Below are 12,956 nucleotides of genomic sequence, written 5' to 3'. Positions count from 1 at the left end.
TAGTCTTTCGCAGATGGCAGACCGTACTAACGCCTTTAGGCGTGGCTAGTAACAAAGGGCTTTGCCCGCATATGAAGAACCCCCGGCTATGCCGGGGGGTTCCTATTTGAGGTCAGTGTATAATTTTCATGACAGGTTGTAAAGGAACTTTCGCAATTCTTTATAAAATCTCAAGAATAATATACTTCTTGCAGCACCAGGCCCTGGGCCGGGGCGGTCTTGCCCGCCGCCGTGCGCTCCCGGGCCTCTAAAATGTCCACCATACTTTCGGGAGTACGCTGACCCAGCCCCACCTCCAGCAGGGTACCCGTCAAAATCCGCACCATGTTGTAGAGAAAGCCGTCCCCTCGGTAGACAAGGGTCAAATCATTTCCACACACTTCAATTCCAATGTGGAAAATTTCTCGCACCGTGGACTTTTTGAATCGGCGGTTGCCGCAGAAGGAGCGGAAGTCGTGCTTCCCGATGAGGTACTCCGCCGCCTTCCCCATGGCTTCCACATCCAGGGGTTTCTCCACCCGGTAGCAGTACTTCCGGGCGAACACGTCGGGCACCGTGCCCATGCGGATGTGGTAGCGGTACTCCTTGCCCTTGGCGGACAGCCGGGCATGGAACCGCTCCCCTACCTGCTCCACGTCCACCACCGCCACATCCTCAGGGAGGTAGCGATTGAGGTAATCTTGCACCTCCTGGGAGGTGTAGCCCTCCGGCAAGTGGACGCTGGCCACCTGGCCCCGGGCATGAACTCCGGCATCGGTGCGGCCCGCTCCCTGGATTTCCACGGGGCTGCCCACCATACGGGACAACACACCCTCCAGGCGGCCCTGGAGGGTGTTGTCTGTGTTGCCCTGACGCTGCCAGCCGTCGTAGCGTGTGCCGTCGTACTGTATCGTCAGCTTATAGTTCATGTCTTACTTCTTGGCCTTGGACTCCACCACGTCGGTGAGCAGAGCCACAAACTCGTCAAAGGCCATGGCGCCCAGATCACCGTCGGCACGGTGGCGGGGGGAGACGGTGCCGTTCTCCATATCCCGGTCGCCGATGACCAGCATATAGGGCACCTTGTCCATCTGAGCCTCACGGATCTTCTTGCCGATCTTCTCGTTGCGGTAGTCCACGTCCACCCGGAAGCCCTTGTTCTCCAGCTGGCGGGCCAGGTCAGCGCAGTAGTCGGCAGCACGGTCGGTGACGGGGAGGAAACGCACCTGCTCGGGGGCCATCCAGGTGGGCAGAGCACCGGCGTACTTCTCAATAAGCAGGGCCAGAGTGCGCTCGTAGCAGCCCATGGAGGTGCGGTGGATGATATAGGGAGTCTTCTTGGAGCCATCGGCATCCACATACTCCATGCCGAACTTCTCGGCCAGCAGCATGTCGATCTGGATGGTGATGAGGGTGTCCTCCTTGCCGAAGACGTTCTTGCACTGGATGTCCAGCTTGGGGCCGTAGAAGGCGGCCTCGTCCACACCCACCTCATAGTCGATGCCCAGATCGTCCAGAATGGTCTTCATGACACCCTGGGCGTGCTCCCACTGCTCTGCGGTGCCCTCGTACTTGTTATTGGGGTTGGCGGGGTCCCATTGGGAGAAGCGGAAGGTGCAGTCCTCTTTCAGACCCAGAGTCTCCATGCAGTAGTCAGCCAGCTGGAAGCAGCCCCGGAACTCGTCCTCCAGCTGATCGGGGCGCAGCACAATGTGGCCCTCGGAGATGGTGAACTGGCGCACCCGGATGAGGCCGTGCATCTCGCCGGAGTCCTCGTTGCGGAACAGGGTGGAGGTCTCACCCAGCCGCATGGGCAGCTCCCGGTAGGAGCGCTGGCGGTTGAGGTAGACCTGGTACTGGAAGGGGCATGTCATGGGACGCAGGGCGAAGCACTCTTTCGTCTCGTCGTGGGGGTCGCCCAGGATGAACATGCCGTCCAGGTAGTGATCCCAGTGGCCGGAGATCTTATAGAGGTCACGCTTGGCCATCAGGGGGGTCTTGGTCAGCAGATAGCCCCGCTTCTGCTCGGTGTCCTCGATCCAGCGCTGGAGCAGCTGGATGACCCGGGCGCCCTTGGGCAGCAGCACGGGCAGGCCCTGGCCAATGACATCCACGGTGGTGAAGTACTCCAACTCACGGCCCAGCTTGTTGTGGTCCCGCTTCAGAGCCTCGGCCTGCTGCTCCAGGTAGGCATCCAGCTCGTCCTTCTTGGGGAAGGCCACGCCGTAGATGCGCTGGAGCATCTTGCGGTTGGAGTCACCACGCCAGTAGGCGCCGGTGGCGGAGGTGAGCTTGATGGCGTTGCCCTTGATGCGGCCGGTGGAGTCCAGGTGGGGGCCGGCGCACAGGTCCACAAATTCGCCCTGCTTGTAGAAGGAGATGACCTCGTCCTCGGGAAGATCGTTGATGAGCTCCACCTTGTAAGGCTCCTCCCGCTCCTCCATGAGGGCCAGGGCTTCAGCCCGGGGCAGCTCAAATCGCTCCAGCTTCACCTTCTCCTTGCAGATTTTCCGCATCTCCCCTTCCAGCTCGGTGAGATCCTCGGGGGTGAAGGGCCGGGGGGTGTCAAAGTCATAGTAGAAGCCGTTGTCAATGGCGGGGCCGATGGCCAGCTTCACCTCCGGGTGCAGCCGCTTCATAGCCTGGGCCAGCACATGGGAACAGGTGTGCCAATAGGTCTTGCGGTACTCGGGATTTTCAAAGGTATACAGATTCTTTTCTTCGCTCATGGTATTGCCCTCCTATCAGATTGTTTCGGGGCGAAGGTATGCAAAAAGCCTCACCCCTGAGAAGTGTTCAGGGGTGAGGCATGTAATATGCTCCACGGTTCCACCCTGCTTACAAGACGAAGTGCGTAGCACCCGGGAGCAGGGCAACAGTGACACACGCAGACCGAAAACAGGTCGGGCGTAGCCCGGCGGCATTTTCGGCGGAGTGTGGAGCAGTTGGCCGTTGCGAAGGGTGCGAGCATGACACCGAAGTGCGCCAGTGCTTGCACATCAATCTTGTCGCTTGTGTCCTCTATAACGGGAGGGTCCCGTCCCGGTCATGTCCCGGGCAGCTCGGGAGTGGTACCGCCGAAGGCAACCTGCAGGATGCTTGCACCAAACACATCCCTCTCTGGGCAGCTGCGGTTTCGGCTCTTCTCCGTCTCAGCCATTTTGATGGGGACACTATATCACTTGGCGTGGAAATTGTCAAGGGTAGGGTGCACCGTATCGGCTCCCTCCGGGAGGGATCATCCTCCTCCAATGTCTCAGGTGCCGGCTTGCCAGCCTGGCGGGGGACGCTCCCCTGCCAGGGTGGCAGGGCAAAACCAGGAAAACGGGGAGGGGCAAGCCCCTCCCCTACGCCCCTATATGGGTGAGTATTTGCAAAAACACCCAATCCCCGGGATTTCTCCCAGGGATTGGGCGGTTTCTGTCATTCTGGTTTCTCAATACCGAAGAACCGGCAACCGTTTGCGGTGGTGGCCTCCACCACCTCCGCCACAGTGAGGTTTTTCACCAGGGCGATGGTCTCCGCCACCCGGTAGACGTGGCGGGAGTCGTTGCGCTTACCTCGGAAGGGCTCCGGGGAGAGGTAGGGGGAGTCGGTCTCGATCATAATACGATCCAGAGGCAGCCACTCCAGCACCTCCAGGGCCTTCCGGGCATTTTTGTAGGTGACCACTCCGGTGAAGGAGAGCATCCACCCCATCTTCACCAGGGTCTTGGCATCCTCCAGGCTGCCGGAATAGCAGTGGTACACCCCCGTGATATTGGGATGGGCCTGCACCGCCTCCAGGCAGTCTCCGTGGGCCTCCCGGTCGTGGACGATGATGGGCAGGCCCAACTTCTCCGCCAGGTCCATCTGGGCGTGAAACACGTGCTTTTGATGTTCCCGGGGCGGGTTGTCCTTCCAGTAGTAGTCCAGGCCGATCTCGCCGATGGCCCGCACCTTCTGGTGCTCCCGGGCCAGCTGTTCCAGTTCTGTGAGCCAGCTGTCCTGCCAGTCCCCGCAGTCCCCGGGGTGGACCCCCACGGCGGCGTACACATGGGGGAAGGTCTCTGCAAGCTCCACGGCGGTGCGGGAGGTCTCCAGATCACAGCCAGGGTTCACCACCAGCCCCACCCCGGCCTGGGGCAGGGCGGCGAGAACTTCCATGCGGTCGTCCTTGAACTGGTTGGAGTCGTAGTGGGCGTGGGTGTCAAAGAGCATGGCAGACATCCTCTTTAGCACAGCTTGGCCCCGGCGGGGATGGCGTCGCTGACCATCAGCAGGTTCAGCTTCTCCTCGCCACGCTCGGTGTGCACGGCGGAGATGAGCATACCCTGGCTCTCCTGGCCCATCATCTTGCGGGGGGGCAGGTTGACAATGGCCACCAGGGTCTTGCCAATGAGTTCCTCGGGCTTGTAATACTGGGCGATGCCGGAGAGGATCTGACGGGGGGTTCCGGTGCCGTCGTCCAGGGTGAATTTCAGCAGCTTGTTGCTCTTCTTCACGTTCTCACAGTTCAGAACTTTCACAGCCCGCAGATCATTCTTGCAGAAGGTGTCGAAGTCCACCTGCTCCTCACTGAGGGGCTCCACCTCCAGGGCTGGGAGAGCGGCCTTGGCCTGCTCGGCCTGCCATGCCTCGATCTCGGCCAGCTTCTTCTCCTTGTCGATGCGGTTAAAGAGGATTTCAGCCTGACCCAGGGTTCCGCCCACGGGCATTCCACCAAAGGAATTGAGGGACTCCACACCTGTGTTGGACACATTCAGTTGCTGAAGCATGCGTACAGAGGTCTCAGGCAGGTAAGGCTCCAGCATCACGGCAGCAAACCGAATGCTCTCCAGCAGGTTGTACAGGACCGTGCCCAAGCGCTCCTGCTTGCTCTCATCCTTAGCCAAAGCCCAAGGCATGGTTTCGTCAATATATTTGTTGGCACGGCGCAGCAAGGCGAACACCTCGTCGATGGCATCGGCCACCTTCAGCTGGTCCATCTTGGCCTGCACCTTTCCAGGCAGAGCCAGAGCCATAGCCTTAAGCTCCTCGTCCACAGACTCAGCGGCAGTGGGAGCCATCACCTTGCCGCCAAAATATTTCTGATCCATGGCAATGGTGCGGTTGACCAGGTTGCCCAAAATATTGGCCAGTTCTGCGTTCACCCGCTCGATCATCAGCTCGTAGGTCATCACGCCGTCATTGGCAAAGGGGATCTCGTGGAGCACAAAGTAGCGTACGGCATCCACGCCGAACTGCTCCACCAGGTCATCGGCGTAAATGACGTTACCTGTAGACTTGGACATCTTGCCGGAGCCCACCAGCAGCCAGGGGTGACCAAACACCTGCTTGGGCAGAGGCTCGCCCAGAGCCATGAGGAAAATAGGCCAGTAGATGGTGTGGAAGCGCACAATGTCCTTACCAATCAGGTGCAGGTCAGCGGGCCAGAAGTTCTTGTAGTGCTCCTCGTGGTTGCCGTCGGGATCATAGCCACAGAAGGTGATATAGTTGGTCAGAGCGTCCAGCCAGACATACACCACGTGGCTGGGGTCGAAGTCCACGGGGATCCCCCAGGTGAAGGAGGTGCGGGACACGCACAGGTCTTGCAGACCGGGCTTGAGGAAGTTGTTTATCATCTCATTTTTACGAGATTCGGGCTGAATAAACTCAGGGTGGGTCTCGATATACTCCATGAGTCGGTCAGCGTACTTGCTCATCTTGAAGAAGTATGCCTCCTCCTCAGCGTCCTTGACATCCCGGCCACAGTCGGGGCATTTGCCATCCACCAGCTGGGACTCGGTCCAGAAGGACTCGCAGGGGGTACAATACTTTCCCTTATAGGTCCCCTTGTAAATATCACCTTGCTCGTACAGCCGTTTGAAAATCTTTTGTACTTTTGCCACGTGCTCCGGGTCAGAAGTACGGACAAACTTATCATAGGTGGTGTTCATCAAATCCCAGATACGGTGGATCTCTCCCGCCACGTTGTCCACATACTCCTGGGGTGTGATCCCAGCGGCCTCAGCCTTCTCTTGGATTTTCTGGCCGTGCTCGTCAGTCCCAGTCTGGAAGTACACGTCATAGCCAGTCATGCGCTTATATCGGGCAATGGCATCGGCCAATACGATTTCGTAGGTGTTACCGATGTGGGGCTTGGCAGAGGTATAGGCGATAGCAGTGGAAATATAATATTTATTGTCAGACATGGGGATCCTCCTCCTTATTCTCCGTGGTCATCTCCGTCTCCCGGGTGGTCATCTCCTGGACGGTGGGGATGATTTTATCCTCTGAACCCACCTTAGGCGGGTTTTGCAGATTGATGGGCAGCCGCCATAGGGCGGCCAGGGCTGCTGCGGACTGGGAGATGAGCAGCAGAGCGGTTCCGGTGTCCGGCCCGGACACCAAGGCCACCCAAGAGCACACCACCGTCATACCCGCCAGCCACAGGGTGCGGCGGGGCCGGGCAGCGGCGCAGGACATGCCCGCCCAGTCGGTATACAGCAGCATTCCGGCGATCACCGCCAGCAGCAGCGGCACATAGTCCCACAGCACCGGGTCGGCAGCGCAGTTGCGATAGGTGCCCAGCAACCAGCCGCATCCGGCGGTGGCAGGCAGTGCCGCCCAGAAGCCGCCCTTTCCTCTGCGCCCGGGTCGGAACCCCTCCCGGCCGATTTGCAGCAGTCCCAAAAAGGCCAGCAGCGCCAACACAGCGGTGGCCATGCCCAAAACGCCGTTGTCACCGCCCTGCCAGGTACCCATGGCCCTGGCCAACTGATATGCCCTCCACAGGCTGCGTCCTCTGCCGAAGAGGGTGGGCACCGCCGCCAGGGAGCAGAAGGCGGCAAACCACATCAGGGCCAAAAATACCACGTCCCCCACGGCAAAAAAGCTCATGTCCCATCTCCGGCCCCGCACTTGGCTGCGGGGTGGGGTGACCACAGGCTGATGGGCGGCCAGGATGGCCATTGTCGCCCCGGCGATGAGCAGCACACACACCAGCACCACACTGGCGGCAGCTCTTGGAATGGGCAGCCCGTAGGTGCCCTCAAAGGCGGTGGCCTCCTGCCACAGTCTCGCTCCGGCAGCAGCAGCGGTGAGCACCAGAGTCCACACCAACCAGTATACATTGTAAGGTCGTTGATCCTTCATGGTTCCTCTCCTTCCGTCACAGCAGGTTGAAATCGGGGAAGGGGAAGACCACCATCACTGCCCGCCCGATGACGCTGCGGGTGTCAATGATGCCGATGCTGGGATAGCGGCTGTCGGCGGAGTCATTGCGGTTGTCTCCCATGACGAAAATGCACCCCTCGGGCACCGTGACATGGTTGAGGCCCTCGCCGTAGTTGGGAATCTCCATGGCTTCCTTGATATAATCCTCCTGGAGCGCCACACCGTCTACGTAGACGGTGCTGGTTTCATAGTCAATGTCCACCCGCTGGCCTTCGGTGGCAATGACCCGCTTGACCAGAGAGTCCTCCTGATAGGAGCGCTGGGTGAGCACCACCACATCCCCCTGCTTCGGGGTATAGCCCAGGCACCACACCAGCATGGAGTCCCCATTTTGCAGGGTGTTCTCCATGGAGCTGCCGCTGACCACAATGATGCGCACCACGAAGGTGAACACCAAAATCAGGGCGGCCAGTACAAACACCAGGGTGCGGACATTCAAATACAGCTCATAGCCCAGGGATGTCTCCTTCCGGCTCCTGGAATATGTGGGAGTCGGCGTTTCAAGCTCTGGCATCCCGGATATCTCAGAAGATGCCGGGATGTCCGGGCCGGGCTGGCTGTCCTGCCATTGTTCATCCATTGTTTTCCACTTCCTCTGGGGAAATTTGTCGGGCCAAAGCCTGGGGATCGTCGTACACCATCTGGAAGGTGTCGGCATCCATGGTCTCAAAGGCCAGCAGGTACCGGGCCACCAGCTCCAGCTTGTCGTTGTCCCGCTTCAAGATCTCCTGACACTGGGCGTAGGCCTGGTCCAGCAGATTCTTCACCTCGCCGTCAATGAGGGCGGCGGTCTCTTCGGAGTAGGGCTTGGCCTGGGCCATGGAGCGGCCAATGAATACCTCGTCGTGCTCGGAGGAGAAGGTGACCAGCCCCAGCTTTTCGCTCATGCCGTACTTGGTCACCATGTCCCGGGCGATGGCGGAGGCCCGCTGCAGGTCGCTGATGGCCCCAGTACACACAAAGCCCAGGGCATGGGCCTCGGCGGCCCGGCCACCCAGCAGGGTACACAGAGTCTCGCACAGCTGCTGGCGGCTGACATGGCCCCGATCCTCCTGGGGCCGGTTGATGGTCATACCGGCGGCCTGACCACGGGGGATGATGGTGATCTGATGCACCGGGTCTTGGGTGGACAACGCATGACTGACCACGGCGTGGCCTGCCTCGTGATAGGCGGTGATGCGCCGATCCTCCTCCAGCTGAGCACGGCTCTTCTTCTCAGGTCCGGCAATGACTTTGATCACCGACTCCTGAATGTCCCGGAGGGTGAGGAAGGGCTGATTTTTCCGGGCGGCCAGCAAAGCGGCCTCGTTCATCAGGTTTTCCAGGTCAGCCCCGGTAAATCCGGTGGTCTCCCGGGCCACCTCCCTCAAATCCACGTCCTCGGCCAAGGGCTTGCGCCGGGCGTGGACCTTCAAAATCTCCTCCCGTCCCTTCATGTCGGGGCGGCCCACATACACCTGGCGGTCAAACCGACCGGGGCGCAGCAGGGCGGGGTCGAGAATGTCCTGGCGGTTGGTGGCGGCCAGCACAATGACCCCCTCGTTGGCGGCAAAGCCGTCCATCTCCACCAGCAGCTGGTTGAGGGTCTGCTCCCGCTCGTCGTGTCCGCCGCCCAGGCCTGCGCCACGCTGACGGCCCACGGCGTCGATCTCGTCGATGAAGACAATGGCGGGGGCCGCTTTCTTGGCCTCGTCGAAGAGGTCACGAACACGGGAGGCACCCACACCCACATACAGCTCCACAAAGTCAGAGCCGGAAATGGAGAGGAACTTCACCCCTGCCTCCCCGGCCACCGCCTTGGCCAGCAGGGTCTTACCAGTACCCGGAGGGCCCACCAACAGCACGCCCTTGGGGATGCGGGCGCCCAAGTCCATGTATTTCTGAGGGTTGCGCAGGAAGTCCACCAGCTCTTGCAGCTCGGCCTTCTCCTCCTCCGCCCCTGCCACGTCGGCAAAGGTGACGTGCACGGTTCCGTCCCCCTGGACAATGCGGGCTTTCCCGAACCGATTCAAGCCCCCCTGACCGCCCTGGGCATTCTGTTGGCGCATGGCCATCACACCCCAGATGACCATGACCACCACCACAGTGCCCACAATGGGAATGGTGATTTGCAGCCACAGGGGCATTTCATAGGCGGGCTGGAGGTTGAACTCCTGGAGCACGCCCTCCTCCTGCTGCTGGGCGATCTCGTCTCCCAGGTCGTTGTAGAACAGCTCCACATCCGCCAGGCGGTGGTACCGGGTGTCCCCGTTTTTCAGCTTCAGGATCAGGGTCTTGTTGTCCTCCACCTGGAAGGCGTTCACCTGCTGCTCCAGGAAATAGGTGCGCACCTGGCTGTACGGGATGAAGTTTTGCTGTTGGGCGGAGCGGAAGGCTGTAAAGCTCCACACCAGCAGCAGCACCAGCACCACATATACCAGGGCACTGCGAATTTGTTTTCCACGATTCAAAATTGAAACCAGCTCCTTTTCCCCTGCTGGGGCTCACTCTCCGCCGTAGACGGAGGGCTTCAAAATGCCCACATAGGGCAGATTTCGATACTTTTCACTGTAATCCAGGCCATAACCCACTACAAAGGCGTCGGGGATGGTAAAGCCCACATAGTCGGCCACAATGGGCTGGGTACGCCGCTCAGGCTTATCCATCAGGGTGCAGATGCGGATGGAGGCGGGCTTGCGGGCCTTCAGAATCTCCATGAGGTAGTACAGGGTGTTGCCCGAGTCCAGAATGTCCTCCACAATGATGAGGTCCCGGCCCTCGATGGAGTCGGACAGGTCCTTCTTGATCTCCACCTGCCCCGAGCTCTTGGTACCGGTGCCGTAGGAGGACACCGCCATAAAGTCCACCGTCACCGGCAGGTCAATGGCCCGGGTCAGGTCTGCCATAAAGATGTAGGAGCCCCGCAGCACCGAGGCCAGCACCGGTTCCTTCCCGGCGTAGTCGGCGGTGATCTGTGCCCCCAGCTCCTTGACTCGCTGCCGAAGCTGCTCTTCGCTATACAGAATGGATTCCACGTGTTCATGCATGGTCATCGTTCTCCTTTGTCACATTGATATATCGGGCAGGTCTGCCGGGCTGGGCCAGGAAGTCCTGGTCTGCTCCCAGCAGCGCCACCGCTGCAACCCGCTCCCCTTGGGCCAACACCGGAAGGCGACCCCGAAGGTAGACGGGAATTTTTTTCTCCATCATGAGTTTTTTCACACTTTTGGTGGGCCGATTGGGCAATTTCAAAGCATCCCCCACTTGGCGGGGGCGGAGGATATAGGCCCCGGGCTTGAGCCACAGCCCATCCCCCTGCTGCTGGGGGCATACCGCCGGGTGACACTCCACCCGCCATTCCCCCCACCGGGTCACCCCATCTTTCAAAGGGATGGTGGGCAGGGTCTCAGGCTCCTCCTGGGGGGTGATGAACAGCTGATCCCAGCTCTTCTGGGCGGTGTATCCCGGCAAATCCAACCGGGCTCCGCTTTGCCCCTGGGTCATAAGCCCGTACAGCCCCTCCAAATACACCTGGGATGGGTGGATGTGCAGCCCGGTCAGGGCCTGGGCCAGCCGCCGCATCACCAGGGGTCTGGGGCTTGTGAGCAGGGCGGGAATATCCACCGCCACCCTGTCCCTGTCCGTGGTGATCCCCGGCACATCCTGGGCCAGGGCGGAGAGCAGCTGTTCATCCTCCCGCAGCTTGGCCGCTGCCTGGGCCATGTGGTGTACCGCCTGAGGGTTGAGTTCACATAGCATGGGCAGCACCTGGTGTCTCACCCGGTTGCGGGTGTAGGCGGGGTCGGCGTTGCTCTCGTCCTCCACATGGGGAATCTGGTGGGCGGTGAGGTAGTCCTCCACCTCCTGCCTGGTCACCTCCAGCATGGGTCGAATGAGCATCCCCCGCCGGGGCGGGATGCCGCAAAGGCCCCGGAGGCCGGAGCCTCGAATGAGGTGCATGAGCACCGTCTCGGCGTTATCTCCGGCGTGGTGTCCGGTGGCAATGAGGGTACAGCCCTCCCGCCGGGCGGTGTCATAGAGGAATTGGTACCGCAGTTCCCGGGCGGTCTCCTCCACCCCCTGCCCTCTTTGGGCGGCCTGTTGAAGCACGTCTCCGTGTCCCACAAACAGGGGAACGTGGTGGCTGTCGCACCAGGAGCGGACAAAATCTTCCTCCTGGGTGGAGGCAGAGCGAATGCCGTGGTGGTAGTGGGCGGCCGCCACCTGATAGCCGCCCCGCTGCGCCCCCTCGGTAAGGCGGCACAGCAGATACATGGAATCTGCCCCCCCGGACAAAGCGCACAGCACCTTGTCCCCGGGGGAGAGAAGGGAGTAGGAAAAGCCCATCAGTAGTCCTCTTCGTCGTAGTTGTAGGCCAGATTGCGGAAGGTTGTAAACTCGGGCCGCCACTCCAGCATGACGGTGCCCGTCTCACCGTGGCGGTTTTTGGCCACGATGCACTCGGCCACGTTGGGATTCTCCGTGTCGTCCTCGTAGTAGCTCTCCCGGTAGATGAACATAACGATGTCAGCGTCCTGCTCGATGGAGCCGGACTCACGCAGGTCGGAGAGCATGGGTCGGCGCTGACCGGCGGCCCGGCTCTCGTTGGCACGGGAGAGCTGGGACAGGCAGATCACCGGCACGTTCAGCTCCTTGGCCATAAGCTTCATGGAGCGGGAGATGTCGGAGACGATCTGCTGGCGGTTGTCGCTGGCCCGGGTGGGCCCTCCGGCGGAGGTCATCAGCTGGAGGTAGTCCACGATCACCAGACCCAGATCCTTGATGCGGCGGCACTTGGCGTTCATGTCCGCCACGGACAGGGAGGAGTCGTCATCCATATAGATTTTGGCTTGGCTCAGTGTGGCCACCGCCATGGCCAGGCGGGACCACTCCTCCTCCCCCACAATGCGTCCGGTGAGCAGTTTTTTGTTGTCAATGAGGCACTCGGTGGAAATGAGACGCAGACCCAGCTGCTCCCGGCTCATTTCCAAAGAGAAGATGGCCACGCTTTTCCCCGAGTGTTTGCCCGCCTCCAGGCCGATGTTCAGGGCCAGGGAGGTCTTACCCATGCCGGGTCGGGCAGCCAAAATCAGCAAATCTGAGTTGTTCAAGCCGGAAATCCGGCGGTCCAGGTCAATGAGGCCGGTGGAGATACCGGGGAACTCTGCCCCGTTCTCCTGCCGCTCCTTGATGGTCTCCCACACCTGGCTCATCACTGTGGCGATGTGGGCCATGCCCTGGGCGGAGCGGCCCTGGCGGATGGCGTAAATGCGCTGCTCGGCGGCCTCCAGGATCTGCTGGGCGGTGCCGCTCTCGCTGCGCACCATCTCCTCCAGCTCCCCGGCGGTCTCCCCCACCCTTCTGAGCAATGCCTTGTCTGCCACAATGTTCACATATTCCATGACGTTGGCCGCCGTGGGGGTGATCTCCATGAGCTGGCGCAGATACCCCACCGAGGTGTTCTCGTCGTACACCCCCGCCTGCTTCATCCGGTCCAGTACCGTCACCGGGTCGATGGTCTCGAAGCGGTTGAACATGGTAAACAGCACCTGGTACAGCTCCCGGTTTTGCCGCAGGTAGAAGTCATCGGGGGTGAGCCGGGCCACCACGTCGGGAATACACCGGTCGTCGATGAGCATGGAGCCCAGCACCGCCTGTTCCGCCTCCACGGAGTGGGGCAGGCGCAGGCCATTGAATTCGTCCATTATCATCCCTCCCAGTTTGAAATAAAGGGGATCGTCCTGCCCCTCAGGCTGTCAACATAGACCACACTCACACAAGAAGCTCTAGGCATCCCGCAT

General features: G+C 60.7%; 10 protein-coding genes. All 10 read right to left on the bottom strand.

The genetic code is table 11. The features are described 5' to 3' along the window. Positions 1 to 170: 170 nt before the first annotated feature. Positions 171 to 908 carry a tRNA pseudouridine(38-40) synthase TruA gene (gene truA, locus H9X86_RS07680; RefSeq protein ID WP_204900958.1) on the bottom strand — a complete coding sequence of 246 codons (738 nt, stop codon included), beginning with the start codon at positions 906 to 908 and terminating at the stop codon, positions 171 to 173. A 3-nt stretch (positions 909 to 911) separates the two neighbouring features. Beyond that, positions 912 to 2,708 carry a threonine--tRNA ligase gene (thrS, locus tag H9X86_RS07675; protein ID WP_204900957.1) on the bottom strand — a complete coding sequence of 599 codons (1,797 nt, stop codon included), beginning with the start codon at positions 2,706 to 2,708 and terminating at the stop codon, positions 912 to 914. Positions 2,709 to 3,402: 694 nt separating this feature from the next. Next, a complete protein-coding gene (locus H9X86_RS07670) occupies positions 3,403 to 4,179 on the bottom strand; it encodes a TatD family hydrolase (RefSeq protein WP_204900956.1) in 777 nt (258 codons plus the stop codon). Positions 4,180 to 4,193: 14 nt separating this feature from the next. Further along, complete coding sequence (gene metG / locus H9X86_RS07665) at positions 4,194 to 6,152, bottom strand: methionine--tRNA ligase (RefSeq protein WP_204900955.1); 1,959 nt, start codon at positions 6,150 to 6,152, stop codon at positions 4,194 to 4,196. Continuing rightward, a complete protein-coding gene (locus H9X86_RS07660; RefSeq protein WP_204900954.1) occupies positions 6,145 to 7,095 on the bottom strand; it encodes a hypothetical protein in 951 nt (316 codons plus the stop codon). Before H9X86_RS07660 ends, metG begins: the two co-directional genes overlap by 8 nt. 16 nt (positions 7,096 to 7,111) lie before the next feature. Next, on the bottom strand, positions 7,112 to 7,756 hold the full coding sequence (gene lepB / locus H9X86_RS07655) for a signal peptidase I (protein ID WP_243416886.1): 645 nt from the start codon (positions 7,754 to 7,756) through the stop codon (positions 7,112 to 7,114). Beyond that, complete coding sequence (gene ftsH, locus H9X86_RS07650; protein WP_243416885.1) at positions 7,749 to 9,626, bottom strand: ATP-dependent zinc metalloprotease FtsH; 1,878 nt, start codon at positions 9,624 to 9,626, stop codon at positions 7,749 to 7,751. Before ftsH ends, lepB begins: the two co-directional genes overlap by 8 nt. Before the next feature lie 33 nt (positions 9,627 to 9,659). Continuing rightward, positions 9,660 to 10,202 carry a hypoxanthine phosphoribosyltransferase gene (gene hpt / locus H9X86_RS07645; protein ID WP_204900953.1) on the bottom strand — a complete coding sequence of 181 codons (543 nt, stop codon included), beginning with the start codon at positions 10,200 to 10,202 and terminating at the stop codon, positions 9,660 to 9,662. After that, positions 10,195 to 11,502, bottom strand: a complete 1,308-nt coding sequence (gene tilS / locus H9X86_RS07640; protein WP_204900952.1) for a tRNA lysidine(34) synthetase TilS — start codon at positions 11,500 to 11,502, stop codon at positions 10,195 to 10,197. Before tilS ends, hpt begins: the two co-directional genes overlap by 8 nt. Then, complete coding sequence (gene dnaB / locus H9X86_RS07635) at positions 11,502 to 12,860, bottom strand: replicative DNA helicase (RefSeq protein ID WP_346011447.1); 1,359 nt, start codon at positions 12,858 to 12,860, stop codon at positions 11,502 to 11,504. Before dnaB ends, tilS begins: the two co-directional genes overlap by 1 nt. Positions 12,861 to 12,956 lie beyond the last annotated feature (96 nt).

This window comes from Pseudoflavonifractor capillosus (assembly GCF_016902575.1).
Taxonomy (GTDB): domain Bacteria; phylum Bacillota; class Clostridia; order Oscillospirales; family Oscillospiraceae; genus Enterenecus; species Enterenecus capillosus_A.
The sequence above is the reverse complement of the archived record's forward strand: the minus strand, read 5'-3'. Positions and strand labels throughout refer to the sequence as shown.